Here is a 26,631-nt window from a genome sequence, read left to right as displayed (position 1 = left end):
TTTCCTCAAGTCTCATTCCAGTCATGGTTATACAGGTTTCAAACTAACCAAGTTAGGTTGCGCCTATATTGTGCCAAATCAATTTTTTGTGGATGAAATCCTTGCCGCCAGCTCGCGGGCTCGCTCCCAGCGCGCTTCATCCTGCAATGCTTGCATCACCTTAGCAGAATCGGCCCTCAATGTTGCAGCCGGAAAAGGATTGCTCTCGGGCCAAGAAAAGTCCCCCAGAAGGCTTCTGGCGCCCTCAGGGTCATTGCATACCAATACCATGTTACAACCGGCATCCAGTGCCGCTCTGGCCCTGGCCTGATAGTCTCCTGCTACCGCCGCCCCTTTCATGCCGAGATCGTCCGAGAAAATCACTCCATTAAAGGCCAGTTTGCCGCGCAGCTCCTGCTGGAGCCAAAAAGATGAAAATCCGGCGGGGTTTGGGTCTACTTCGGGGTAAATCACATGAGCCGGCATAATGCCTTGGAGCATCTCTTTGGCGATCAGCTGTGAAAAAGGCTGCATGTCGCACTCGGCAATCTCTTGATAACTGCGCGGGTCGACCGGCTGGGCAATATGGGAGTCGGCCTCGACGCTGCCGTGGCCGGGAAAATGTTTGCCCACTGCGGCCATACCGGCCTCAGTCATGCCTTCAATAAAGGCCGCTGCCAGCGCGGTGACCTGCTCGGGCTTTGAGGCGAAACTGCGGGTGCCTATCACCTGACTGATGCCATTGAGATCGAGCACAGGGGCAAAGCTTAAATCTATGTCGCAGGCCAAGAGCTCAACGGCCATCAAAAAGCCCAGCTCTTTGGCCCAGGTTGACGCCAGCTGAAGCGAACCTGATGCGGCCGGCAATATATCGCCCATGGCTGGGATTTGGGTAAATCCCTCGCGAAAACGCTGTACCCTGCCCCCTTCATGATCGACGGCAATTAGCAGTTCGGGACGCACCCGACGAACCGCGCGGATCAGGGCTATCAGCTGCTCTCTGTCCTGGTAATTACGGCTGAACAGAATTAGGCCGCCAACGGCCGGATGTTGCAGGACAGACGCCTCCTCTTGGGTCAACTCGACAGAGGCAAGATCCAGCATTAAGTGACTCATAAACATCTCCAACAGGGTACCGCGCATGAAAGCGACTGAAAAAGGTACGAAATGGTGTTAGCCCCGATACAGGTATGGCAGCAAGGAAAGCGCAACCAGGGTCAATCCCTTTGTTAGCAAGGCTAATGCAACCTTAGCTTAATAAGAATAACTAATGATATTCCAGGCCAAAAGTATGGGATACTTGCCCATGGGCAGAGTAACTTGGGTCAAGGTTACTCCGAAACCTGCGCATGCGCGAGCAATGCGCCTCCCAATGACTAAAATAACAACGAAACAGCAACAGGGTTAACCAAATGATTAGCGTATTCGATATGTTCAAGATAGGTATAGGGCCTTCCAGTTCCCATACCGTGGGTCCGATGAAAGCGGGCAAAATCTTTATCGAACAACTGGCTGCAGATGACTTACTTGGACAGGTCGACGAACTGCAGGCAGAACTTTTTGGCTCTCTTGGACAAACGGGCAAGGGCCACGGTACCGGCAAGGCAGTGATTCTGGGATTGATGGGGGAAGATCCGGAAACCGTCGACACCGACAGCATAGAGGCGATTCTGGCAGAAGTAGCCGACAGCCAGACACTGACGCTCAGCGATGGCCGTAAGGTTAAGTTTACCCGCGAAGATGGTATCACCTACCACAGGCGCAAGACACTGCCGGCACACGCCAACGCCATGACACTCTACGCCCTCAAGGCCGGAGAGTGTTTGTATCAACGCACTTACTACTCGGTCGGCGGCGGTTTTATTCTCGATGAAGATGAAATTCAGCAGCGTAACGCTTCTCCGGCGACTCCCATCGCCCAGGCGCCTTACGATTTCAATACCGCCAGCGAACTGTTGGAGCTTTGCTGCGACAATGGCCTGAGCATCTCTTCGCTGATGATGGCCAATGAGCTCAGCATAGCCCCAGAAGATGAAGTCAAAGCCAAACTGTGGCATATCTGGCAAACCATGAAAGCCTGCGTCGAAAAAGGCTATCAGAAAGAAGGCATTTTGCCCGGTGGCCTTAAACTGCGCCGCCGCGCCCCGGCGCTGCATCGCCGCCTCAAGGCCGAAGGCCGCAACAATATCGATCCCCTCAATGCCATGGATTGGGTGGACTTGTTTGCCCTGTCTGTGAATGAGCAAAATGCCGCCGGCGATCGGGTGGTAACGGCGCCCACCAATGGCGCCGCCGGTATCATCCCTGCCGTGCTCTGCTACTACGACACCTTTGTTCAGGAAGTGGATGAAGATGTCTGTTGCCGTTTTCTGTTGACGGCGGCGGCCATAGGGATTCTGTACAAGAAAAACGCCTCCATTTCCGGAGCCGAGGTTGGCTGTCAGGGCGAAGTCGGCGTGGCTTGCTCTATGGCCGCCGCCGCACTGACCGAAATCATGGGTGGTACGGTCGAGCATGTTGAAAACGCGGCAGAAATCGGTATGGAACACAATCTGGGGTTGACTTGCGATCCTGTCGGCGGCCTGGTGCAGGTTCCCTGTATCGAACGAAACGCCATGGGCGCTGTCAAGGCCATCAACGCCTCACGCATGGCACTGCGCGGCGATGGTAATCACAAGGTTTCCCTGGATAAGGTGATCAAGACCATGATGGATACCGGCAAAGATATGCGCAGCAAGTACAAGGAAACCGCCAAAGGCGGCCTGGCAGTTAATATCGTCGAGTGTTGATTACCAAATCAATCTCTCCAGTAGTCCCACCAAAAACAGGACTATCTTCCCGATAAAAGAAGAGCGCCAAATTTGGCGCTCTTCTTTTTTAAACTTATTCATTTTAAAGGACTCCCGAAACCTACATCAGTGGATGATTATTGATCTGACACAGTATTTCGAACACAGTCCCAGGCAATAACACTTTATCCTGAGCTATTAATTAACTTTCAGGCATAGCTTATGCAAGTACTGGCCATAATCACTATTCATCATAGGTTTTACAACCCTTAATAGATCTTGTTTATCGGATAGCGCGGAAAACCTCGCCGTTCAGGGCGAGGATGAATAGCGCAACGGCGAAGCCGTTCTGAGGGCTACGCCGGAGTTTGTTGCTGCTCAATATACTGCCGGATGATCTCAATTGGCGCACCACCACAGCTCCCCGCAAAATAACTGGGCGACCAGAGCGCACCTCCCCAGAGTTTCTTTTTGATCGAAGGGTAATTCTTTTTTCGGATCATCCGGCTGGATACACCTTTGAGACTGTTAACCAGATTCGACACGGCCACCTTCGGCGGGTAATTCACCAACAAATGCACATGGTCGTCTTCACCGTCGAACTCAACCAGCTCTGATTCAAAATCAAGACAGACCTTTTCAAAAAAGATTTTTAGATCATCCAGCACTTCTTTGGTAAAGACATTTCGTCGGTATTTTGTTACAAAGACCAAATGAACGTGCATTTTAAAAACGCAATGCCTGCCATGCCTTAAATCGTTTTCAATTTCCATAGACCAATCTATAATTGAGTTGTATTGACACAGTATGAGCAAGCCATGCAACGACTGCAAGCCTACAAATTCGAACTGATTGTCACTGGAGAGCAGCAGCGCCAGATGCGCCGCTTCTCCGGTGCTTGTCGGTTTGTCTATAACAAGGCGCTGGCGTTGCAAAAAGAACGACATGAGCAGGGTGAAAAGAAACTATCGGCCTTTGAACTGAATAATCTGTTACCACAATGGAAAGCAGAGCCAGAAACAAAATGGCTGTCTGATTCACCTTCTCAAACGCTGCAACAGTCGCTGAAAGATTTAGATCGGGCGTACAAAAATTTCTTTGCCAAACGAGCAGACTTCCCGCGCTTCAAAAAGAAGGGTCAGTCAGATAGCTTTCGCTATCCACAAGGGGTGAAACTGGAGCAAGGCAATAATCGACTCTTCCTGCCCAAGCTCGGCTGGCTGCGTTACCGCAACAGCCGGACGGTGGAAGGTGAGATTAAAAACGTCACGGTCAGTCAGGTTTGTGGTAAGTGGTATGTATCGATCCAGACCGAGCGGGAAGTTGAAATTGCCGTGCATCAGGGCGATGCCATCGGCATTGACATGGGCATTGCCCGCTTTGCCACCCTGTCCGATGGCCGTTTTTACGCCCCGCTCAACAGTTTCAAACGGCACGAAACCGCTTTGCGCAAGGCGCAGCAGGCCATGAGCCGCAAGGTAAAATTCAGCAATAACTGGAAAAAGGCCAAAGCCAAAGTTCAGCGCATTCATTCCAATATCGGCAACAGCCGCCGTGACTACCTGCATAAAATCTCAAACGACATTAGCAAAAACCACGCGATAGTCTGTATTGAAGATTTGCAGGTCAAAAACATGTCAAAATCAGCGGCAGGAACCGCCGAGCAACAGGGTAGGAATGTTAGGGCGAAGTCAGGCCTGAATAAAGCCATTCTTGATCAAGGCTGGTTTGAGTTCCGTTGCCAGCTCGATTACAAGCTGGCATGGAATGGTGGCCACCTGATCGCCGTTCCACCGAAAAACACCAGCCGGACGTGTCCGTGCTGTGGTCACATATCGAAGGATAACCGCGCCACGCAAGCTCGGTTTGCCTGTGTGGAATGTGGCTTTGAAGAAAACGCCGATGTCGTCGGCGCGATCAATGTATTAAGGGCGGGACACGCCCGATTAGCCTGTGAAGTGAGTGGTGCAACAATGCCGCCAGCAGCAGGAACCCACCGAAGCGAGTCCGGCGTTCGCGCCTAACCGCAGTAGGAATCCTCGTCGTTTACGGCGAGGAGGATGTCAATTAGGTTACAAATTAAACCTAAGCGTTGTCTTTGATAAGAGCCGTCCTGAACTCGCTGACTCCAAGCCTGATTGTTAAGATACCATTGCACGGTTTTCCGCAACCCTGTTTCAAAGGTCTCATCAGGGACCCAATTTAACTCTTTGCTCATTTTGGTAGCATCGATGGCATAGCGACGGTCGTGACCAGGTCGATCTGTCACATAAGTAATTTGTTCCGCGTACGGAGTAGCTTTAGGCATCAATTCGTCTAAAATCGCACATATTGTTTTTACCACCTCCAAATTTCGTTTTTCATTGTGACCACCAATATTATAGGTTTCACCGACTTTTCCTTCTTTGATAACTTTATACAAAGCGCGAGCGTGGTCTTCTACATATAACCAATCACGAATTTGATCACCTTTGCCGTAAACAGGCAAAGGCTTGCCTTCCACCGCATTTAAAATCACAAGTGGGATCAGTTTTTCAGGAAATTGGAAAGGGCCATAATTATTTGAGCAATTGGTCACTATTGTTGGCAAACCATAGGTACGCAACCAAGCGCGAACGAGGTGGTCACTGGATGCTTTCGATGCCGAATACGGACTACTCGGAGCATAAGGTGTGACTTCAGTGAATAGGGGTAACTCGCCTGAATTTTGTACTTCATCAGGATGAGGTAAGTCACCATAAACCTCATCGGTAGAAATATGGTGAAAACGAAAAGCGCTCTTCTTATCATCAGATAGCTCGTGCCAATATGCACGAGTCGCTTCTAGGAGGGTGTAAGTACCAACTATGTTTGTTTGAATAAAATCAGCAGGAGCTGTTATTGAGCGATCTACATGAGACTCTGCTGCCAAGTGCATAACTGCATCAGGCTTATGCTCATCAAACACTCTGTCTAATTCTGCTCGGTCACAGATATCAACTTGCTCAAAAGCGTATCGTTTATCTTTCTCTACGCTGCCAAGAGACTCGATATTGCCTGCATAAGTTAACTTGTCGACATTAATTACGCTATCTTGAGTATGGTTGATAATATGACGAACAACTGCAGAGCCAATGAATCCAGCCCCACCAGTGACCAGTATCTTCATTTTTCACTACCAGATTTGATGAGTTTAGCCATGCTAGGGAAGCTGCGATTAAGTGGTCCGCAGCTCCCGATATGACGCCCCAAACCGTCCTTTATCGACGTCCTGTGGCTCAATTTTCCAATTTTCAGCCCAAAATCGTCTCTTCGTGGCTGATTTTGGCCCTGTTTCAGGCCAATTTCCTCATTTCAGGTAGATCTCGCCTGTGCCCGTATCAATTGGTCAACTCGAACCAGGTTCGCCAGGGTGAATAACATCGCCAGTTGACTGTCATTTTTAGCCAGCCCCTTGTACCTGGCTTTGACGAAACCAAACTGACATTTTACTATCCGAAATGGATGCTCAACCTTCGCTCGGATACTCGCTTTCAGGTATTCGTAACGGATGGCCAGCTTGTTCTTGCGCGGGTGTTGCTTCAATGCATTCACTTTGCCGGGACGCTTGGCGATAAGCCAGTCTGCGCTGACATCGCTGAGCTCATCGCGCTTTTCGGCCCCCTGATAACCAGCATCGGCTGAGATAAATTCTTCATCGCCATGCAGTAACTTGCCAACCTGATTGAGGTCGTGCTCGTTAGCCGCCGTGGTCACCAGACTGTGGGTCAGGCCACTTTTGGCGTCCACGCCAATGTGCGCTTTCATGCCGAAGTACCACTGGTTACCTTTCTTGGTCTGGTGCATGTCTTCATCACGGCTGTTGTGTTTGTTTTTGGTAGAGCTGGGGGCTTGAATGATGGTGGCATCCACCAAGGTGCCCTGGGTCATTAGAACGCCACACTCTGCTAGCCAGTGATTAACGGTACTGAAGATTTTGCGGGCCAGTTCATGCTGCTCCAGCAAATGCCGGAAATTCATGATGGTAGTGCGGTCTGGAATGGCTTTATCCAGTGACAGGCGAGCAAATTGTCGCATGGAGGCGATTTCATAGAGGGCATCTTCCATGGCCTCATCGCTCAGGTTGTACCATTGCTGCATGCAGTGAATACGCAGCATGGTTTCCAGCGGATAGGGCCTGCGACCATTACCGGCCTTGGGATACACAGGCTCGATAACGCCAAGTAATTTGTCCCAGGGAAGCAAGTCATCCATTCTGCCAAGGAAAACTTCTTTGCGGGTCTGGCGGCGTTTACTGGAAAACTCACTGTCGGCAAAAGTCAGTTGCTGGCTCATCCGGTTACTCATTCTGGGTTCAGGTTACAACACGATGATCTCACATCTCGGACTTATTCGCACCTTCCTTAGTAATATGCCGTCAGCCCTTTGTTAAAGTAGCGATGCCAAGAACTGTGTAAAAGGGACAATATCCTGTTTGACACTGGCTGCTTCCAATGCTTGCATATATTCATCTCGTCGTTCGACGGGTACGACTGTCCAAGGGTAACCGCCTGAGGCCATCATTAAATTCATGATGAATCTTCCCATTCTGCCGTTACCATCAAAGTATGGGTGGATGTAGACGAAAATGAAGTGACCCAGCACCACTCTGGCTGCTGCATTTTCTTCTTCTGCGAGCAAGTCGAAGAGTGTCGGCATCATGTCGCGAACCGCGTCCCTATTAGGTGGGGTATGCATAGACTGGCGAATATAGACAGGCCCTGTTCTGTAACCGGCCAAGTCCGATTGTTTAATAATACCGGCGGCCACACTTGGGCCAAATAAGGCGAGATACCAATCGCTGTGCGTCTGTTCCAAAACATCGCCAGGATTATTACCTTCTAACACCGATAGAACCGCTTTTTTAACCTCCTGAAACGCATCCCAGTAGCCTTTGGCTGCCATAGCATCTAAATGCTTTTTACTCTCGTCTGAACCTTCAGCTTGCCAGTTACCAGAGCGAACCAGTTCAATCAATTCGCGAGTTACCCGATAGCCTTCAATGGACAGTGAGTGGTAGGCATCTGTGACGTATTTGTCTTCCACTTCGGCCATGTAGGTTTCGATATCGACGCTTTGTTGTATTTGTTCAGGGAAATTCGCGATAACACTTTCACGCATTTGCGCCCACATTAACCGCATGCGATTAACATAGGGCGAGACATCACGACGGCCAAAGCTAATCTGTACTTTCTCGGCGAAAGGGTCTTCTTCTTGCACTTTCAAATCGACCGCTTGCATGCCCTTTAATATATTGTCAGCAATCAAATCTCGGCCAATATTTCTAAAAGCCCCCACTAATCGGCCGGCAATCACACTGTGATTACCGGCGAGTAAAACGGACAATACGTCGGATGCATCTGTCACCATCGATAAGGCAGTACGCATTTGGATGGGGGCATTTTGAAACTGATTCACCGAAGAATAAACAAGTGCTGCCGCTAAGCTGTATACATTGAGCCCTTCCAGATTTTCAATGTGTTCTGCGGCGGGCATCTTCAACCTGACATCAAAAATCGAGGTATTGTGTAGGAAGGCGGTGGGCTTATTATTGCCTTTGGGCGAGCGCACGAGCAATTGCTGAGGTACGGTTCTATCACCGATATGCAGACTAAGTGATTGCTCAGGTGAGAGACACCAGGATTTATCGAAACGTTCCGATAAATATGCACCGCAAAAATCCCAGAAAGAAGTATACCAAGATGTACTGTCGCCAGGCTTTTCATCAGGCATCGCCGGTATGTACCAACCCCGAATAACTTCACGAATAAACCCATGCTTTAAGAGCCGTTCTCGATGCACTCGACCGAGTCGTTTTGACTGGATAGCAACAGCCCCTGACTCTTGAAGCTGCTGTAATTGCTCAAGCGAATCTGCTAGTTTTTGTGATATGTCATTCATGCTCGCTCTAACCATTACTTATGATACTTACCAGTTATTACATTCACCTCTAAGTTTTAGTGTTATATCATTTATAGGTTTTGATGTCGATTAGTTTATAGGTTTTAATGATTTGTTGTTTTTAGGCTTTAATGCTCATTAGCTTGAAAAGGCATACAAGAAACAGAGCTTTCCGGCCATAAGCCTTCCAAAAAAGTACAGATTTATAACCGGCGAGCACTTAGTGACTACTCACCGCCCTATCGCTCGAATCTCCTTTCTGTCATTTCGGGTGATTACCTATCAAAATCACTGACTTTTCATCATACAACCCCCATGTTTTCCACCAATCCTACTAACTCAGAAAAAATATTTTCAATGCTCAAAATGTACATTGAAAATCAAAATTCCAAAATTTTCTAAATATACAATCGAGGGCAATCAGTAATTTTTAGGCTCTAGATATGAAAACAACACAACGTTTGATTTGCAGTTTTACCCTCGAGTATCACCCGCTAGTTGCTCATTTGCTCAGCGAAGAGATAACCCTAGAATTCAACCCCATTGTGTTTGAACATTTTCAGCAGGACGAAATACAGCTCTTACTGCAGACAATCACTCTTCATGTCATACCTACGGCTCCAGAGCGCTATCTGCTTTTAATGCCTGACCCACTGTTTGCAAGACTTCGACAACATCCCTTTGTTCAAAAACAAAAAATCAGACTCTGTGAGCATCACGATTCAGCAGATAATATTGAGCAGATTATTCTGACATTAATGCTCAAGTTCCCAGCTCTACAATATAACTATCAATCTTCAACGCTAAAAACGCTTGCCGCCCGGCTCTCTGCGGCTAAATCCAGCCCTAAGCTAACCACTCAATCGCTCCCTAAAAAAAACCTATTAGCATTATTCGCTGGGGTATCACCAACGGCAATCCGTTTTGACAACAGCAAGTTAGCTAACAGTAAAGTTGAGGACAAGCATGAGTAAATTAAGTGCCATCAAACGTAAAGCGCGACACCGTAATAGCGGCGGTGTATACCCAGAGGCTATGAGCGTAGCGTTAACACTACTTACTGCTTTGTCGCGATTAAAGTCGCACGTAAAACAGAGCATTAGCAAAAAGATTAACTCGTACGATCGACACCTGTTTTATTTTGTTTATCTCTGGCTAAAAGGCGAGCTTGTTGATTGCCGAACTACTGCAGATATCCCCACAATAGCCATCCTCACGGGCAGTGAACCGTGCCAAGCCAATGCACTGCGACGAGTCCGTATGAATAATATTTCCTGGGTCGAATATGCATTGGCGCACGACACTCATGAGGGCTTGAAGTGGCAATGGCAACCCTTGCCCAATGGACTCAATGCCTACTTTAGCCATGCATTAACCCAGTCTACCGAGCATTGGGAACTGTCTATCCAAGAAAAAGTGGCTTTCATTGATTGGTTAACGACAAAATGGCGTACACCAACCTCGTTATTAGGCCGATACCGCATACGTCGTGATGGACTTTTTGGCTACTTCAACACCTTGGCCAATCTTGATAATAGTCTGTCAACACTTAGTAAACGGGTACTGCTCGGTGAAGAAGGCTTGCATCATCACTCAGCCAGCGCTTATCAATCTCAAGACAGCGATCAACTACGTTATGAGATCTTTCACGCACAAACGCGATATCTAGACAGACTGCGTCAAGTACTAATGGACCCAAAACTCGCACCGATGCTCAACGTGCCACTTCCAATCACAGCAAATGAACGTTCACTGTTACATAAAAATGATCCATTGCCGGAGCATTTACAGGTAGCTGGTCGAATTCCGGCATTCCATCTCGATCTGACTAAAGCAACTAAAACTTATGTCAAACTCTCAGCGCTCGAGATTGGCTCACAGCGTATGCTAGATGTGGGCCATCTGCGGCAGTTTTTCCGGCATTTACATCAACACGGGTTGCAACTGAGTCACGAACAGTTCAGCGCAACAACCTTGCGCGAGTTAGTTAATTTTCGTGCAAATGAACTCGCATTATTGTTCATCGTATTAACAGGCGTTCGTCCGACTCATGCTATTACGCTTGAACAAACTTATTGCTTTAACTTTCAACACGCTATTGTTAGAGACAAAGGCCGCTGGCGAAGTGTGACATTACCGCACTATCTGCAGCAAGCAATTGAGCGTTTTGAACAACTCAAACATCAAGTTATTCAACTTTTCCCCAAGCATACTCCCCCGTCTTTGCAGTGGTTTCAAATCAATAGCCAGGGGGAGCCGCAGCCACTCAACGCAAAATCACTACGTCAATTTATGATGCAACACTGGTCTGAATGCTTCCCAAACGATCATGTGGTGCCATACCAACTGCGGCACTTTTTTGCGCAGCATGCGAGAGCGGCGCTCGATCCCGTGTTATCGACTCAAGATGTAGATCAACTCATGGGGCATTCTTCTTTCGGTGAACATCTCGGCAGTGACATGCATTTCCCTGCATCACAAAAAAAGCTCACTAAGCACCTAAACGGCATTAGTGATTTCTTACAGCTAATACCGCTCACCACGGACTACTGATATGCTCGATCACAACACGCTACAACGCTATCTTGACGACCAAGGACTAACGATAGCAGCTCGCACTGATATCAAATGGGTATGTCTACAACTTGAGCAACACTCAAGCCAACGCCAACTCAGTGAAGAAAGTCTCAAGCAAATTAATCATGCGATAAGCAACATTCCCACAGGGCGACAACGTCGACTTAAGCAAGCACGAGATCAAGTCTTACAATATCTTTTTGATGTCTGTGATTGGACCCTGCCATCAAAGCAAGAGTCACGTTGTCAAGATAGTGCACTCAAATGGAACCGCGAAATACAAGTGTTCAACGACGATGCCGGCAAGTTACTACGAAGCTACCAACAACTTCGCCAACACTTTATCGTTGACCCCAAAAACGAACTTAAAAATGACCTTGCTTGGTTACTTACCGTGCTCTATATCGAAGTCGCGCCGCTGCCATTAAGCTACTGGCAAGCGGTTCTCAGTAGTGCTGAGCCGATTGAGTTTTTCGAAGGTCAATATACCCTTAAGGTACCGCACCCAACACCTATCGCCGCCTTTGCTAACAACACTCAGCCAAGTTTTACTCGCTTGCCACTGTCGCTGTTTGCTTATCGACTATTACACCAATATATGCAGCAGCAAACCCAAGGGCCAACGACGAATGCACTGTTACAAGCGTTAAATCATGCATTATCAGCACAGCCTTATTATCTCGCTGCACGCACAGCGGCGAAATGGCAGCGCACATTTCAATCACTGTGGCACCACCAGTATCAAGTACCAGTCGAGTTGCTGCGCGATATTTCCGATCCGCAACGGCATGTCGCCACGTTACCTCAACATTGCAGCCCCAAGCTGCCACTCGCAATCAAAAAAACACTCTATCAACCGATCGTATTCCATACGCAAGAAAACCAGGACGGTAGTCAATCAAACTCTGGCAAAACTCATTGGCCACACAAAGATTTAATCAAGTATTACCGCAGTAAAAACAACAGATCTGACGTAGTGCCAGCGGAGCCCTGTTGGCGTCAAGATAACATCCTGCCCAAACTGCTGTTTCACTTTTGTGAGTCGTTGTTCATCGAAGGCGGGGTTAAACGTGACAACCTACCGGTTAATACCGTCGATCGTTACAGCAACTTCTATAAAAACCTTGCTCCGCTCTCCTATGAGACAGCCTGTGAGCCGGAAAAATTAGCGCTTTGGGCACAGCAAGCTTTTGAAACACTTGAGACCAAAGATTCTCAGCAGTGGCATTTCTACCAATTTTTACGCAGTGTGGCACAGCAGCCTTTAACCGATCATCTCGATTTGAGTCAATTTGAAAAGCCAAGTTTACCCGCACGAATTGACGCTTTCAGACTCAGCGTCTCGCAGGTACATCACGTTGTCGACTATTTACTGTCATCTAGCAATGGTCATCCTTTGCAAAGACTGTTTGCCAGTGTCGCCGCGTTACTCGGATTTTACGGCGCCTTACGCCGAGGAGAGGTATTACGTCTTCGAGTGGGGGATATTCGTCAAGTCGTCAATCAGGCAAACCATTTTCAGCTGACGATCACCGGGACGATAGAGGGGGAAACAAAAGACCGGAAAACACGGCACTTATATGTCGTCATGCCCGAAGTTGCGGCAAAACTTATACGTATTGTGCTAAAGGTGCATGCAGAGAGTGATAATGCCCAACCGCTTTTGGCATTATGCGGTGAGTCTATCACTTCACGCGCAAATCACTATTTATACCCCGTGACTCAAGTACTCAAAGGGTTGTTCGGACAACAAGTACGCTTTCATCATTTACGTCACTCAGGTGTTGAACTTACTTACCTGCAAGGGTTGCATTTGGCATATGAACGGGAAGATAACCATTTGGCTTCAATACTTGATGACAAAGCGATGCAAACCATGCTGACTAAAACGAGTTGCTTGGCACGCTTTCAATTTTGGCTCGAGGGCCGCGATTTTAGCCAGGTCAACGACAGCTTGCTTCTTGATGTGATCAGCGCTCAATTCGGTCATGCACACTATGCAACCACACGTCGCCATTATTTGCACGGGCTTGAACGGATCATTCCACTGTTTAAACCCCACAAACGTCACTATAGCCGCGACGAGTTGCGCTATCTGTTGGATATGCCTGCAGGCTCTAATGATGTATCCAGAGTGCTTGCGGAGCTCAGCCCGGACTATGCAGCATTGTCCGAACAAGACAAAAAGTCTTATCAACCCTGCTTCAGCGAGGCGCAACTACTGCAAAGGATCGTTCCCAATCTACCTGTGTCTCGTCATAAGCAGCATTGGAGTGACGATGAGTGGTTGAAGCAATGGACAACTCACACACCGAAGCAATGGTATAGCGATCAAACATTTCAACTTATGAATGCACAGGCTTTGCGCATGCTAACAACTGGTGAGCTTACGATGAAGGCCCTTAGCCAAGCGTGGCAAGACTTAGGACGACATCAGGGGTTGGTTGTTAATAAAAAGCAGCGTACAGCGATTAATCATCTTGGCGGAGCAACGTTCGTTGAAGCGCTCACGAGTGAAAACGCGGCAAGGCGCACCGAACCACGCCAGCTAGATATTGTATTTAACTGCCCTTGTAACCAACGCACGCTTAAAGCATTTGAGACTTTATGCCATCACGGCCCACTTAAATATTTCGCTGCGACACTGACTTTAATCCACAACCGGAAAAGTCTTAATAGTCATAAGCTCGCATTAGTTAAAAGCTGTTTTGCTCGCAAACAAGACACCGTGTTGCATAACGTGATACCGACTGGTGACACCAGCCTTAACATCACACTGCACACTCCCTTATCCGCAGCAATATTTCAGCGTCCACTCGCCCAGTATTTTGCAGATTGATTAACTATCGACGTTTAAAAGGAAACCATCATGGCAAAACTTGAATTTCATGCTGACAGTAAAAAAGGCATAAGCTACCTCGTCGATGCGATCAGCCATAAAGATCCTATTGCGTATGTCACGGTTGTGATAGAAAGCCGAGAGGAAGGCTATTTGATCGGTGGCCCGAGCGACTTCCCCATGCTAGTTAAGTTACCCCTTAACAGCGACTGGGTGCTCAAAAAGGGTCAATGGTCATTATGTGCCAGTAGTTTTAAGACTTGGTGGCTGGCTGAGCTAAAAAACACCGAAGACCACCCGCCAATGAACCTTGAAGTTGAATACGGTAAACAGCCAAAGTTACCTTTGATCAACGGTCTCATGGCACAAGTATCACTTCTATATATTCAAGCTAAACCACCAATAGAGAAACATCTCACCTTTCTTGAACAACATAAAAATCTAGCTTATCAAGCTTTACCCACAAATTCCGCCAGGATGATCCTTGAGGTAGCTGATGCGCATCGACCTTTCGACGTGTTTGAGCTCAATAAAGAACAACAAAAAGTCCGCATTGAGCGTGACAATAACATTCAAATCAGTGCACTGCCTGAGAATATGCAAGTAACCGATGGGATATTGCTCAACAAACAAAGCATGCTACAACTAGATAGGATCTGCCACAACACTGATGCAGAACAGATCCTGTATTACCTTGATGATGAGCGTGCGATATTTAGTAACGACAACTTCGTGAGCTCAAGCTCACTGGCATCGTTACGCGAATATCGATTAAAAAAAGCAACCTCATATCGCACAGAGGCGAAAATGACCATCAACATTTATGATTTTAAGGAAGATCTCGAAAAATACTTGTCAATTACGCCGTTAAAAAAAGCCAATCAAGCCCTACTCTATGTCAATGAAGACTATGTCATGCTTGCCAGTTTAGTTGAAGAAACCGGTAGTAACCGTTTTATCCGTACTAAGCATATCGAATGTGATAAGCCCATGTTATACAGTATCAATCTGAGCCAGCTGAGTAAGGTGAAGATCAAAGATATTACCAGTGCTGACCACATGAAAATCGCGGTACTTGTGAATGGTCAAGGTGATCTAAAGCTGGGTTTTTATAACAACCGAGATAATACTGCTCCTTGTCAAAGTATCACTGATATCGAATACGCCTCCCCCAAAATGGATCTGGTACAGCAATCAAAAAACAAGTTAGAAACAAAGTTAAAACAACAAGATGCAGCAGGCGATGAAGATAGCCAAGGTGATATGTTTGGCTTTGGGGATGTATAGCGCTGTACACTTTTCAACCGCCCACCATAAGAGCAGTCAGTGAAATAGTGCTGCGGCTAGTTCAGATAGGGACATGAGCAATCGCAGCCCTAGATTATGTCACTGGATCAGGGGAAGATTGCCAAAGCTGTAGACGTTTTCTTGATGAGTAAATGCTAAATATAGTGGTACTGAGATCTAACTTATTTGTACTAGCTCAGACCTGATCTGAGCTAGTACATTTTAACCAATACGATCCCGTTATCTCACTGGGCAATCGTACGGTTAAACTCAACAAATTCGTCTGCTTGATCTTCCCAATATTCGATAGCCCTCGCCAACAGAGTAATTGCCCCGGCGTTGGCGTCATAATCATCTATCATTTCGTCCATGGTATTCAGGGCACGATCGCAGTCCGCCTGGTTACGAACTTCAGCAAAGTAGGGAGCATCTATCAAAGCTTCTCTGATAAGTTCACACCACGAGACGTCATCAGGTACTCCTTATTTCACCTGTATTGGTGGGTCAACATCGCATATTCAGTATGAGCCACAATGTGCTTCACATACATTCGGTTATCACGAAATTAAATATAGGGAATCAGCCTTAGCTTGATTCCACCGATTTGATTACCCACCATTTACCCACCGCGGCGGTAAATGCGACTAATGTAACTTGGACACGCTATTGATGAAAGGAGCTCTAACAGAGCACACCGAAAGGCTTTGGTACAATGCGCAGATAACCAAAAGCCCAGGAACGTCTGGGCTTTTGCAATTTAATGTCTTTATGGTGTTAGCCGATGCCTAACATAGCGATATTTAACCCTTATGGTTTGACCTCGCTTGACGGTGCACGCTCGGGCTCATTGATTTTCATCAATATCTTCTTTAACGACCATAGAGCACATGTACGGTCTGGGTTAATTATACACACGCTTAGAATGGGAGCAACATGGTAGTACTACTTTAAATGGTTAATAGAGGGGATTGGATTACCCCTGACCTATCCTTCCAACCTAACAGAATAAAGAGAAGCCTACCCGTTTGACTTTCCACACAGTTGCCGGATCTTGACTTGCCTCTATGATTGAGTTCGCAATGTTTATCAGCTTAAAAGGATCCTACCATGCTCAGTCTAGCCACAGTCATTTTAGCGAACGCTCTCATGAACGGTGCTATACCACTCAACTATGAACACCGCGATTATAAATTGAAACAAGCAGAGATCTTTCTTAGAGATAGTAAAATTTACGACCTATCCAACCTACAGGGCGGGATTCCACTTTGCTTATATCTTAACCAAATAACAACTCTGAGCGAAATGTAGGACTCCAACCAGCACGGCGGCGCTTACCTGCCAGACTGTCTTTTTTGCCTTGGTGCTGCCTTATCGCACTCAGAGCCGCTCGGTTAAATAGGGCGAGATGCTTTGCGCCATCAGGATCCGTTACCTTCAGCGCATCTTCGCGGAAGACCACATCCAGCACCCAATGGAGCTGATTTTCTACCCCCCAATGCTCTCGAATAGTCCTCGCGGCCTCTTCGGCATTGAGCGGTAAGGAACTGACATACCAGCGTGAAGAACATGATGTTATTCCATCGACTGTCCGTTCACTGGCAACTTCGATAAATGAGGTGATGTGCGGCCACTTTTTCTTAAGTTCCGCTGATAATTCTGCTTCTATCTGCATGACTGTTCGGCGCTCCCTGCGGCCATGACCCATGTTGAACTGCTCAAATATAGCCAGTTCTGGCTGCTCATACGCTTTACTGAAGCTGGTTTTGACTGCTTCAAATAATCCCGGCTGGTTCGACTTGAGCTGAATAATGAAATCACCGTTCCCCTGTTTAATTTTGTTCATGGTAGACACCTGACAATGCAGTGCATCCAGCGTCAGAACGGCATTATCCAGTGCCATAGCATCAATCATGTTGCGGGCGACTTCAGCTTCTTTCCCTTTAGAATGTGAACTGTCTTGGTAAAGTGTAATGCCGTTGCCGACATCAAATGCGCTGACAACATGGAGTGCATTCTTAGCATCCTCACTCCACGCCCCGCGCAGGGTTTTTCCATCCAGCGCGATAACGGTTTTCCCTTCCGTTTGCCGTTGCTCATTGATCCAGCCAAATATGGCTTGAAGGAGCAGTTCGCTGTCCAATGCTTTGATTATATTACTGATACAATGCCTTTTAGGGATGCCATTTTCAAATTTTCGGTACAGACGGAGCCAATCTAGCTGTTCTTCTCCGAATTCCTGAATGGACTTCCACCCAGTCGCACCGCTGAGGATAGCACTGAGTGTCAGGAACACCACATCCACTAAATTATGCTTTAGATTGATGTCCTTACGGGGATCGGTAATCTGTTCTAGTTGTTTCAAAAGGGTCATGGTCATCTGTGGATTAAGGGCAAGGCAGATCAGATCATGACCAACCGTAAAAGTTCAATTTAAAGTGGGATCCCGCCCTGATCCAACCTACCCGTTGGCGTGATAGCAAAAGAAAGCTGGGGTTATAAAAAAGAGGACCTACGCAGTGAAAGCCAAAAAGTGATAGACCAGCTTTATATCGAACAAATAAGACAAATGCCCATCAATAACTTCGACTTCTCAAAAAGCGGCTTATCTTCCAATGAGGCTGGCACCATGTACGGCAAACTGATGGGTAGGGCAGTATATGAAACCAAGTACTCCCTTAAAGTATTGGATGTGATTGCGGTATACGGTTTACCAGCGAGTGTACTGCACAAGCAAGAATAAAATCAGATGCTAGTTGATCAGCGTTTACCGCTCAGAAATGAAACGTCATCCCTTCGTTGCTTTAAATTGCAGCAGCGATAGGGTCATGATTGAGGGTAAGTGGCACTTGATCGCTTCTGTTAGGGTCTGCAAGCCAGTACTGAAGTCATCGAAGGGTGTTTGCTTAGGCTTATTTTCAAGCGCTGATCTATCGCACCGTTTCGGTATTAGAAAAGTCATTATTAAGTGATTAATTCAAGCAGAAACTACTGGACAAACAACCAGTAGTTGATATATTGAAAGCTGTCTTTTTAACCAATACTTGCAATGTGCGGACTATTGGGAAATGAGGCGTTTCAGGTGCAGTTGCGGGTTTTAATAACCCGGTTAACCTGATAAAGAAGCAGTTGGGACAGGATGGCGGCAACCACCCTGCCCCGTACCGGCTGCACTAGCTATTAACAGAGACCCAGCCGATGGCGAGATCTTAACGAATTCCATCGGATAGGGACAGATCTATTTGATGGAGACGATTATGGCTCATATTCGTATTCGCCCTAATGGGCGTATTCAGTTCGACCTACACCTCTACGGCCAACGCTTTCGTGAAGGCACCAAAATGATGGCCACCCCGAAAAACTTAGCCAGTGCTAAAACCACCCTAAAGCAGATGAATGCTGAGATAGACTTAGGTAGCTTTCAGTACCGAGACTACTTCCCCAACAGTAAAAAGGTCGCACTGTTTGAACAACTGCAACGGACGCGACATCCCGACCGTCAGTACCCTTTCTTTGATAACTACGCCAACCAATGGTTTGAACGCCAAAAGGCCAAGTGGAAAGAAAGTTATCAAGGCAGTGTTCGGAAAGCGCTGACAAAATATCTCATCCCAGAGTTTGGCAATACCTTAGTCAATGAAGTCAGTCTGACTCAAATTGATTTCTTTCGTCAGAAATTACTGGATATAAAGAAGGAAGATGGTACCAGGCAACTCTCCAATCGCCGCGTGAATAACATTCTGTGGCCACTCATCGCCATTACCAGCCTAGCATCTGAAGAGTTTAAGTTTGATTACCCACTGAGGCGTTACCGCTCCTTGAAAGAAGAAAAAGCAGAGTCTTACCCCATGACCATTGCCGAAGTGCGCTGCTTTCTTTCTGTGGTTCCTAAACAGTGGAAAGACTATTTCATTATTCGGTTTTGGACTGGAATGCGAAGCTGTGAGGTGCATGGATTGGAATGGGAACATATCGATTTTGAGCACCGATTGATCCGTATTCGACAAAACTGGGTCAACGGGGTGGTATGTGATGTGAAAACACCGAAATCGCGTCGAGATCTGAAAATGTGCGACACTGTGTATGATGCATTTAAGCGGATCAAAGCCGCCAATCGCTCAGGCAGTAATTTTGTGTTCACAGGGCCTTCAGGTACACCACTGCAAACCCACTATGTCAGTCGAAAATTATGGTACCCGACATTGAAAAGCGCGGGGTTAAAAAAGCGCCGCCCCTATGAAACCCGTCATACGGCTGCGGTATTACATATCGCTGCCCTTGAAAATCCACTCTACATATCGCAGCTGCTGGGCCACAGTGATACACGGTTACTGTTTGACGTCTACGCCCCTTATGTCGTAAATGCGTCTCGCAATGACGGCAACGCTTTTGATCAACTCATGAGCTCAGAAGCCGTCGCGTCGTAAATCCGCAATCAACTGGTTTATTCAATTGCTCACTGAAATTGAGTGGGCAATTGTTCCAGTTGGTTCCCCTCTCCCACCGAACACTAAATGAGTGGCTTGTACTTGGGTGGCGCAACCGACAAAGCTGACTGTTCAACGAGTCCTATGCAAAACATTGAAGCAAGCACTAATATCCATTGTCAGCAGTCTTAGCCAGTCGCTTTCTCAGCTCCCTCATGACTAATACAAACCTAGCACAGCTTTCCTTTACTAAGCCCTATGGGGTCACCAGTGAAAGTAAGTACTGACCATAGCTGTTTTTCAGCATAGGCTTGGCAAGACGATGAATATCCTCATTGGTCAGCCAGCCATTACGCCAGGCTATCTCTTCAAGACAAGCCACTTTTAGACCCTGCACAGTTTCTATGGTTTGAACAAAAGATGAAGCCTGCTGCAGACTGTCGAACGTACCGGTATCTAGCCAAGCAAAACCACGTCCCAATAATTCGACTTTAAGTTCACCGCGCTTTAAATAGGATTGATTAATTTCCGTGACTTCAAGCTCACCACGTTTTGAGGGCGTTAATCCTTTAGCGATGTCGACGACTTGATTGTCATAAAAATAGAGTCCGGTGACCGCCCAGTTAGATTTGGGTAAAACTGGCTTTTCATCGATTGCCAAGGGGGTGAAATCAGCATCAAACTCCACCACGCCAAATCTTTCTGCTTGGTCGACCTGATAGGCAAAGATAGTCGCCCCTACCGAATCTGCATTGCTGAGTTCAGCTACAGTCTGTTTCAGCGTGAGACTGAAACCCTGCCCATAAAAAACGTTATCTCCCAGCACCAAACACACGCTGTCGGTACCAATAAACTCCTCGGCAATGATAAAGGCCTGTGCGATCCCTTCAGGTTTTGGCTGTACTTGATAGGCAAGCGAAATACCAAAATCACTACCATCACCGAGTAAGCGCTGAAACAACATCTGTTCATCAGGGGTCGTGATGATCAAAATATCGCGGATCCCCGCCAGCATAAGAACAGAAAGCGGATAATAGATCATCGGCTTGTCATACACAGGTAGCAGCTGCTTAGATACGCCACGTGTGATGGGATATAACCGCGTGCCAGTACCACCGGCTAATAAAATACCTTTCACTATATCGCTCTCATTTAGTCTTAGCTTAAAGCTCTCATTAGATAATACATTACCCTGAAATGAAAAATGCCCACTTCGACAAGCCAAAGTGGGCATTAAAATTCGGACCTAGATTATTGTCCGAGCAAGTTCTCTAACTGATGACGAAACTCTTTACCCAGCTTTTCATTACGCAGGCCATACTCAACAAAAGCCGTCATATAACCAAGTTTGTCGCCACAATCATGAGACTTACCTGTCATATTGAAGGCTTCGACAGTATCAGATTCAATAAGCATATCAATCGCGTCTGTCAATTGGATCTCATCCCCTGCACCAGCGGGGGTTTTAGCCAGCAAGTCCCAGATTTTTTCAGACAAAACGTAACGACCTACAACAGCAAGATTAGATGGGGCTTCACCAATGGCTGGCTTTTCGACCATAGCCTTAATGACTGATGATTCACCAGGTTCGATATCCACTCCACCACAATCGACAATCCCGTATTTGTTTACTTCATCTAGCGCCACTGGCGCTACCATGATTTGGCTAGCTTGAGTCGCTTTATAATGTTTAATCATTGCCGCAAGGTTTTCAGAGCTCTGATCGGCACTATACTCATCCAAAATCACATCAGGTAACACAACCGCAAAAGGACTGTTGCCTATACAAGGTTTTGCGCAAAGCACCGCATGACCAAGCCCCTTAGCCTCACCCTGACGAACATGCATAATAGTCACGTCTTTAGGGCAAATTGATTGCACCTCATCGAGCAACTGACGCTTTACTCGCTTCTCAAGCGTCGACTCAAGCTCATATGAGGTGTCAAAATGGTTTTCGATCGCATTTTTACTGGCATGAGTCACCAGCACAATCTCTTTCACACCGGCTGCTACACATTCATTAACTATGTATTGAATAAGTGGTTTATCAACAAGCGGCAACATCTCTTTCGGGATAGCCTTAGTCGCAGGAAGCATACGGGTACCAAGACCCGCTACGGGAATAACAACTTTCATAAACAATCCGATAATATAAAACGCACAAAAAAAATCCTCATGAGAGGATTTTTCCCCAATAACTCAATAAGCTAAGCTTTACGAAGCCAGGTTAATATTTGCCAAATGTGTGCTAATGCCCAATTATAGGCCACAAAAATCGCGACAAAACCCAAAAACATGATCCATTCAGGCACATGCATCCATTCTCCGGAAATACCTAGTGCAGCTAGCACTATAGAGGCAAAAGAGATCCGTACCAGCGTTTGTTTTCGACTGTAACCCGCTCTTTCAAATATATGGTGGAGGTGATCCCGGTCAGGCTTAAAAGGTGACATCCCTTTTTTAACTCGGCGGTACATGATTGCAGCCATGTCCATTAACGGAATACCAATCAGATACAGCGCAGTAACGGGGGCAAATACCCGAACGTCAGCTTCAACACCCAATACGAGCAGCCATACTACTGTCAACCCAATCAACATGCTTCCTGCGTCGCCCATAAAGATTTTTTGAACGGTTTCAAAAGGCCATCTCAAATTGAATATCAAATAACCAATTATTGCGCCGATGAAAAGTAGAGGAAGAACAAACCAATCATTACCGGCAACGTAAAACAGCAATGCCAGAGACGTAAAGGTGACGAGACTCAACATCCCGGCTAAGCCATCAATACCGTCCACCATATTAAAGGCATTTATTGCACCGATAACGGCCAGTATAGTGACAAAAACACCTAAATATCCTAGCTTTAACTCAAAGAAATAAGTGATATGACCCAGTGATGTAAGATAAAACCCAGCACCAAAGACCAGGATCGAAGCGGTGATCACTTGCGCCACGATTCTAACGCGGACAGACAAATCATATTTGTCGTCCAATACCCCAAAAAACAATATGAGCGCTGCAGAAATCAAGTAAAGGTAAAATACCTGATTTTGTTCAAACACGATACTGGAAACAAGTAAGACACTACAATATATTGCCACCCCACCAATTAACGGTATGGCACCAACATGTGTTTTCCTTTCATTGGGTAAATCTACTAAGCCGATTTTCTCCGCAATTGGGTGAAACAACTTAATCGCTGCACACGTTAAGCAAAACACCGTCACAAACGGTATAAAGTATTCCATAAACTCTCTTCCCTAAGCCCATATAGAATGACGAGGAACCATACCGGTCCCTACCGCCAACAACTACCAGTCATACAGTATAACCTCTATATGACAAGGTAAAAACGGTTCAACATAAAACACTGTAACTTTGTACCTCAAGCCAGGCATATTTTACAATGGCTTTGTAAATTTAAACCATCGATGCATGAATGCGGTAATGCGCCAGACGTAACTTATCGCGAGATAGTACAAAGCAAACACCAACAAAAATGAGACAAACATCACGGTTTCATTAATCTCGAGATACTCAGACCAAACGCCTACAGCCGCCATCATGGTCGAAATCAAACAAATCACCAATAATGATACTCTCGGCGACATCCCGACACGTTGACAGATGTGATGCAAATGCTCTCTATCGGGCTTAAACGGTGATTGACCTTTCTTGATGCGGCGCCACATGATGCACACCATATCCATCAGCGGTAAAGCAATTAGCCACAATGCGGTAACCGGGCGAATGGCGGTAGCTCGCTCACCCTGACTGGCCACAATCAGCAACCAAATTACAGTAAAGCCGATAAAAATGCTCCCCGCATCCCCCATGAACACCTTAAAACGTCGCCCGAACGGAAAACCTAAATTAAGCATGATATAAGGCAGCATAGCGGTAACTAAAAAGGCACAAAAAAGTGCAAAATTGGCCATCTCATGCAGATAAAATAAAATACCTAGGCCGCCAAAGGTAACAGAGGCTAAACCACCCAGCAACCCGTCAATACCATCGACCATATTAAATGCATTTATCGCGCCAATAACCGCAACCACAGTTAACACATAACTGGCGACTTCTGGTATTTTTAACGCCTCAACGCCCATCAAATAACCAAGGTTATGTAAGCTACGCTCGCCAATAACTATCATCACTATAGACACTAAAGCCTGAATAATTAAGCGAAGTTTAAAGCTAATATCATAGCGATCATCAATTGCACCGATAACCACTAAGATAAAAGCACAACCAGCATACAAAAGAGGTTGCATTAACAAAGTAGGACTAAGGAAGCTGCGATTAAGTGGTCCGCAGCTCCCGATATGACGCCCCAAACCGTCCTTTATCGACGTCCTGTGGCTCAATTTTCCAATTTTCAGCCCAAAATCGTCTCTTCGTGGCTGATTTTGGCCCTGTTTCAGGCCAATTTCCTCATTTCAGGTAGATCTCGCCTGTGCCCGTATCAATTGGTCAACTCGAACCAGGTTCGCCAGGGTGAATAACATCGCCAGTTGACTGTCATTTTTAGCCAGCCCCTTGTACCTGGCTTTGACGAAACCAAACTGACATTTTACTATCCGAAATGGATGCTCAACCTTCGCTCGGATACTCGCTTTCAGGTATTCGTAACGGATGGCCAGCTTGTTCTTGCGCGGGTGTTGCTTCAATGCATTCACTTTGCCGGGACGCTTGGCGATAAGCCAGTCTGCGCTGACATCGCTGAGCTCATCGCGCTTTTCGGCCCCCTGATAACCAGCATCGGCTGAGATAAATTCTTCATCGCCATGCAGTAACTTGCCAACCTGATTGAGGTCGTGCTCGTTAGCCGCCGTGGTCACCAGACTGTGGGTCAGGCCACTTTTGGCGTCCACGCCAATGTGCGCTTTCATGCCGAAGTACCACTGGTTACCTTTCTTGGTCTGGTGCATGTCTTCATCACGGCTGTTGTGTTTGTTTTTGGTAGAGCTGGGGGCTTGAATGATGGTGGCATCCACCAAGGTGCCCTGGGTCATTAGAACGCCACACTCTGCTAGCCAGTGATTAACGGTACTGAAGATTTTGCGGGCCAGTTCATGCTGCTCCAGCAAATGCCGGAAATTCATGATGGTAGTGCGGTCTGGAATGGCTTTATCCAGTGACAGGCGAGCAAATTGTCGCATGGAGGCGATTTCATAGAGGGCATCTTCCATGGCCTCATCGCTCAGGTTGTACCATTGCTGCATGCAGTGAATACGCAGCATGGTTTCCAGCGGATAGGGCCTGCGACCATTACCGGCCTTGGGATACACAGGCTCGATAACGCCAAGTAATTTGTCCCAGGGAAGCAAGTCATCCATTCTGCCAAGGAAAACTTCTTTGCGGGTCTGGCGGCGTTTACTGGAAAACTCACTGTCGGCAAAAGTCAGTTGCTGGCTCATCCGGTTACTCATTCTGGGTTCAGGTTACAACACGATGATCTCACATCTCGGACTTATTCGCACCTTCCTTAGTAAAATTGAGTTGCCTATGTAAAAAAGCGGTTATCCGCCAAATGTTATTTATAACGGTAAAATACAATGTAAAAGTGGCTAAAAATGCTAAAAACATAATATTTTCATTCACTTTTGCAAGTTCAGACCAAATACCAACTGCCGCCATAACGCCAGCTCCAGTACAAATAACGAAGAGTGACATATGGGATGACAACCCAAGACGTTGACAAATATGGTGCAAATGCTCACGGTCTGGTTTAAAAGGAGATTGTCCTTTACGAATACGGCGGATCATGATGCACACCATATCCATAAGTGGTAACGCAATTAACCAAAGTGCCGTAACAGGGCGAATAGCCGTAGCCCGCTCACCTTGGCTAGCCACAATCAGCAACCAAATCACGGTAAAACCAATGAAAATACTGCCAGCATCGCCCATAAACACTTTAAAACGCTTACCGAATGGAAAGCCTAAATTCAACATGATATAAGGCAGCATGGCTGTTACTAATAAGGCACAAAAAAGTGCAAAATTGGCCATGCCGTGCAAATAAAAAAGGATCCCCAAACCACCAAAGGTGACAGATGCTAAACCACCGAGTAAACCATCGATACCATCCACCATATTAAACGCGTTGATAGCACCAATCACTGCAACCACGGTTAACACATAACTAGCAACTTCAGGGATTCGTATCGCATCACTACCCATTAAGTAGCCAAGATTATGTAAACTCCGTTCACCCAGCACAATCATCGCAATAGAAACCACTGCTTGGATCACTAAGCGCAGCTTAAAGCTAATATCATAGCGGTCATCAACCACACCGATAATTACGAGGATAAAAGTACATCCGGCATACAATTGTGGAGCTAGCAATAATTCAGAATGCAGGAACAAAACCAACATCATGGTACAAAAGACCGAGATCCCTCCCACTAATGGGATCTGACCAGTATGGTGTTTTCTCTCATTAGGCTTATCAACCAAACCAATTTTTTTAGCCATTTTACGAAACACGAATAAACAGATAAATGAACTTAAAAATACACTGACGAACGATAAGCTTACCGACATACTGAACTCGATTGAAGTCTAAAACAAAATGATAATTGAAAAGCGGTACTCACAACAACAACAACAATCTCGGACAAAAATGACATCACTTATCTTTCAATTAGTTACTTGATAATGAGACACTTTCACGTTGATCCGAAGCGAAATGCAGGAAAACACCCCCAATAGGATCTGTTGGTGGTGACACCATAAAAATACAAATAAAAGAATCTATTAGAGGCACTTAAGAACGAAAGTGAGACAGTCTCGAAATAGTGTCTCA

At 46.4% G+C, this 26,631-nt stretch carries 21 protein-coding genes; 8 read left to right on the top strand and 13 right to left on the bottom strand.

Translation table 11 applies throughout. The features are described from left to right. Positions 1-78: 78 nt before the first annotated feature. Complete coding sequence (gene nagZ, locus WKR14_RS07265) at positions 79-1,095, bottom strand: beta-N-acetylhexosaminidase (RefSeq protein WP_339087566.1); 1,017 nt, start codon at positions 1,093-1,095, stop codon at positions 79-81. A 296-nt stretch (positions 1,096-1,391) separates the two neighbouring features. Here nagZ and WKR14_RS07260 point away from each other — a divergent pair, with 296 nt between their 5' ends. Beyond that, the gene (locus tag WKR14_RS07260; protein WP_215774196.1) at positions 1,392-2,768 is read left to right on the top strand and encodes an L-serine ammonia-lyase; all 1,377 of its coding nucleotides are present in this window, start codon (positions 1,392-1,394) and stop codon (positions 2,766-2,768) included. A 356-nt stretch (positions 2,769-3,124) separates the two neighbouring features. Here the strand turns inward: WKR14_RS07260 and tnpA are convergent, their stop codons facing one another. Continuing rightward, positions 3,125-3,541 carry an IS200/IS605 family transposase gene (gene tnpA / locus WKR14_RS07255; RefSeq protein WP_335909953.1) on the bottom strand — a complete coding sequence of 139 codons (417 nt, stop codon included), beginning with the start codon at positions 3,539-3,541 and terminating at the stop codon, positions 3,125-3,127. 45 nt (positions 3,542-3,586) lie between these two features. Here tnpA and WKR14_RS07250 point away from each other — a divergent pair, with 45 nt between their 5' ends. Further along, positions 3,587-4,792, top strand: coding sequence for an RNA-guided endonuclease InsQ/TnpB family protein (locus WKR14_RS07250; RefSeq protein ID WP_165564833.1), 1,206 nt, complete (start codon positions 3,587-3,589; stop codon positions 4,790-4,792). On the opposite strand, the gene rfbB is transcribed toward WKR14_RS07250, so the two are convergent. From rfbB to WKR14_RS07235, 3 genes are all read right to left on the bottom strand, one after another. After that, entirely contained in the window at positions 4,789-5,916 is a 1,128-nt protein-coding gene (gene rfbB / locus WKR14_RS07245) for a dTDP-glucose 4,6-dehydratase (RefSeq protein ID WP_335909216.1), read from the bottom strand. The genes WKR14_RS07250 and rfbB overlap by 4 nt on opposite strands. A gap of 185 nt (positions 5,917-6,101) precedes the next feature. Next, on the bottom strand, positions 6,102-7,082 hold the full coding sequence (locus tag WKR14_RS07240) for an IS5-like element ISEc68 family transposase (RefSeq protein WP_000082736.1): 981 nt from the start codon (positions 7,080-7,082) through the stop codon (positions 6,102-6,104). 93 nt (positions 7,083-7,175) lie between these two features. After that, positions 7,176-8,687, bottom strand: coding sequence for a Fic family protein (locus WKR14_RS07235; protein WP_107006252.1), 1,512 nt, complete (start codon positions 8,685-8,687; stop codon positions 7,176-7,178). Between the two features lie 443 nt (positions 8,688-9,130). Between WKR14_RS07235 and WKR14_RS07230 the strand changes: the two genes are divergently transcribed. The 4 genes from WKR14_RS07230 to WKR14_RS07215 are packed head-to-tail and all read left to right on the top strand — an operon-like array spanning position 9,131 to position 15,390. Further along, on the top strand, positions 9,131-9,661 hold the full coding sequence (locus WKR14_RS07230; RefSeq protein ID WP_144167578.1) for a hypothetical protein: 531 nt from the start codon (positions 9,131-9,133) through the stop codon (positions 9,659-9,661). Then, entirely contained in the window at positions 9,654-11,240 is a 1,587-nt protein-coding gene (locus tag WKR14_RS07225) for a hypothetical protein (protein ID WP_339087565.1), read from the top strand. The genes WKR14_RS07230 and WKR14_RS07225 overlap by 8 nt, the downstream gene beginning before the upstream one ends. Position 11,241: 1 nt before the next feature. After that, a complete protein-coding gene (locus WKR14_RS07220) occupies positions 11,242-14,103 on the top strand; it encodes a hypothetical protein (RefSeq protein ID WP_339087564.1) in 2,862 nt (953 codons plus the stop codon). A gap of 30 nt (positions 14,104-14,133) precedes the next feature. Further along, a complete protein-coding gene (locus WKR14_RS07215) occupies positions 14,134-15,390 on the top strand; it encodes a hypothetical protein (protein WP_339087563.1) in 1,257 nt (418 codons plus the stop codon). 245 nt (positions 15,391-15,635) lie between these two features. On the opposite strand, the gene WKR14_RS07210 is transcribed toward WKR14_RS07215, so the two are convergent. Both WKR14_RS07210 and WKR14_RS07205 read right to left on the bottom strand, forming a co-directional pair. Then, positions 15,636-15,827, bottom strand: a complete 192-nt coding sequence (locus WKR14_RS07210) for a hypothetical protein (RefSeq protein WP_339087562.1) — start codon at positions 15,825-15,827, stop codon at positions 15,636-15,638. 839 nt (positions 15,828-16,666) lie between these two features. Further along, on the bottom strand, positions 16,667-17,761 hold the full coding sequence (locus tag WKR14_RS07205) for an ISAs1 family transposase (protein WP_109248997.1): 1,095 nt from the start codon (positions 17,759-17,761) through the stop codon (positions 16,667-16,669). Positions 17,762-17,860: 99 nt separating this feature from the next. Here WKR14_RS07205 and WKR14_RS07200 point away from each other — a divergent pair, with 99 nt between their 5' ends. Beyond that, positions 17,861-18,130 carry a hypothetical protein gene (locus WKR14_RS07200; RefSeq protein WP_339087561.1) on the top strand — a complete coding sequence of 90 codons (270 nt, stop codon included), beginning with the start codon at positions 17,861-17,863 and terminating at the stop codon, positions 18,128-18,130. 514 nt (positions 18,131-18,644) lie between these two features. Beyond that, positions 18,645-19,814: a site-specific integrase gene (locus WKR14_RS07195; RefSeq protein ID WP_144167885.1), complete on the top strand. Its 1,170-nt coding sequence runs from the start codon at positions 18,645-18,647 to the stop codon at positions 19,812-19,814. A gap of 256 nt (positions 19,815-20,070) precedes the next feature. Here WKR14_RS07195 and rfbA read toward each other — a convergent pair whose 3' ends face one another. The 6 genes from rfbA to wecA (WKR14_RS07165) form a co-directional block, all read right to left on the bottom strand. Continuing rightward, positions 20,071-20,952 (bottom strand): glucose-1-phosphate thymidylyltransferase RfbA, encoded by an 882-nt coding sequence (gene rfbA, locus WKR14_RS07190; protein WP_251767140.1) that lies wholly within the window; start codon positions 20,950-20,952, stop codon positions 20,071-20,073. 113 nt (positions 20,953-21,065) lie between these two features. After that, positions 21,066-21,950, bottom strand: coding sequence for a UTP--glucose-1-phosphate uridylyltransferase GalU (gene galU / locus WKR14_RS07185; RefSeq protein ID WP_251767141.1), 885 nt, complete (start codon positions 21,948-21,950; stop codon positions 21,066-21,068). A gap of 71 nt (positions 21,951-22,021) precedes the next feature. Continuing rightward, a complete protein-coding gene (wecA, locus tag WKR14_RS07180; RefSeq protein WP_339087559.1) occupies positions 22,022-23,065 on the bottom strand; it encodes a UDP-N-acetylglucosamine--undecaprenyl-phosphate N-acetylglucosaminephosphotransferase in 1,044 nt (347 codons plus the stop codon). A 153-nt stretch (positions 23,066-23,218) separates the two neighbouring features. Continuing rightward, a complete protein-coding gene (gene wecA / locus WKR14_RS07175; protein ID WP_339087558.1) occupies positions 23,219-24,154 on the bottom strand; it encodes a UDP-N-acetylglucosamine--undecaprenyl-phosphate N-acetylglucosaminephosphotransferase in 936 nt (311 codons plus the stop codon). 102 nt (positions 24,155-24,256) lie between these two features. Beyond that, positions 24,257-25,237: an IS5-like element ISEc68 family transposase gene (locus tag WKR14_RS07170; RefSeq protein WP_000082736.1), complete on the bottom strand. Its 981-nt coding sequence runs from the start codon at positions 25,235-25,237 to the stop codon at positions 24,257-24,259. Positions 25,238-25,277: 40 nt separating this feature from the next. Next, on the bottom strand, positions 25,278-26,369 hold the full coding sequence (wecA, locus tag WKR14_RS07165; RefSeq protein ID WP_339087557.1) for a UDP-N-acetylglucosamine--undecaprenyl-phosphate N-acetylglucosaminephosphotransferase: 1,092 nt from the start codon (positions 26,367-26,369) through the stop codon (positions 25,278-25,280). Between the last annotated feature and the right edge of the window lie 262 nt (positions 26,370-26,631).

It is taken from the genome of Shewanella chilikensis, from assembly GCF_037953065.1.
Classification (GTDB): Bacteria; Pseudomonadota; Gammaproteobacteria; order Enterobacterales; family Shewanellaceae; genus Shewanella; species Shewanella chilikensis.
This window is presented reverse-complemented; position numbering and strand designations above follow the sequence as displayed.

What these genes read in the sequence shown, in the direction of transcription:
- WKR14_RS07240 (WP_000082736.1), bottom strand. Translation starts at nt 7,082, where the DNA reads ATGAGCCAGCAACTGACTTTTGCCGACAGTGAGTTTTCCAGTAAACGC.
- wecA (WP_339087559.1), bottom strand. Translation starts at nt 23,065, where the DNA reads ATGGAATACTTTATACCGTTTGTGACGGTGTTTTGCTTAACGTGTGCA.
- WKR14_RS07230 (WP_144167578.1), top strand. Translation starts at nt 9,131, where the DNA reads ATGAAAACAACACAACGTTTGATTTGCAGTTTTACCCTCGAGTATCAC.
- WKR14_RS07215 (WP_339087563.1), top strand. Translation starts at nt 14,134, where the DNA reads ATGGCAAAACTTGAATTTCATGCTGACAGTAAAAAAGGCATAAGCTAC.
- nagZ (WP_339087566.1), bottom strand. Translation starts at nt 1,095, where the DNA reads ATGAGTCACTTAATGCTGGATCTTGCCTCTGTCGAGTTGACCCAAGAG.
- WKR14_RS07250 (WP_165564833.1), top strand. Translation starts at nt 3,587, where the DNA reads ATGCAACGACTGCAAGCCTACAAATTCGAACTGATTGTCACTGGAGAG.
- tnpA (WP_335909953.1), bottom strand. Translation starts at nt 3,541, where the DNA reads ATGGAAATTGAAAACGATTTAAGGCATGGCAGGCATTGCGTTTTTAAA.
- WKR14_RS07205 (WP_109248997.1), bottom strand. Translation starts at nt 17,761, where the DNA reads ATGACCCTTTTGAAACAACTAGAACAGATTACCGATCCCCGTAAGGAC.
- WKR14_RS07225 (WP_339087565.1), top strand. Translation starts at nt 9,654, where the DNA reads ATGAGTAAATTAAGTGCCATCAAACGTAAAGCGCGACACCGTAATAGC.
- wecA (WP_339087557.1), bottom strand. Translation starts at nt 26,369, where the DNA reads ATGTCGGTAAGCTTATCGTTCGTCAGTGTATTTTTAAGTTCATTTATC.
- WKR14_RS07170 (WP_000082736.1), bottom strand. Translation starts at nt 25,237, where the DNA reads ATGAGCCAGCAACTGACTTTTGCCGACAGTGAGTTTTCCAGTAAACGC.
- WKR14_RS07195 (WP_144167885.1), top strand. Translation starts at nt 18,645, where the DNA reads ATGGCTCATATTCGTATTCGCCCTAATGGGCGTATTCAGTTCGACCTA.
- galU (WP_251767141.1), bottom strand. Translation starts at nt 21,950, where the DNA reads ATGAAAGTTGTTATTCCCGTAGCGGGTCTTGGTACCCGTATGCTTCCT.
- WKR14_RS07220 (WP_339087564.1), top strand. Translation starts at nt 11,242, where the DNA reads ATGCTCGATCACAACACGCTACAACGCTATCTTGACGACCAAGGACTA.
- WKR14_RS07235 (WP_107006252.1), bottom strand. Translation starts at nt 8,687, where the DNA reads ATGAATGACATATCACAAAAACTAGCAGATTCGCTTGAGCAATTACAG.
- WKR14_RS07260 (WP_215774196.1), top strand. Translation starts at nt 1,392, where the DNA reads ATGATTAGCGTATTCGATATGTTCAAGATAGGTATAGGGCCTTCCAGT.
- rfbB (WP_335909216.1), bottom strand. Translation starts at nt 5,916, where the DNA reads ATGAAGATACTGGTCACTGGTGGGGCTGGATTCATTGGCTCTGCAGTT.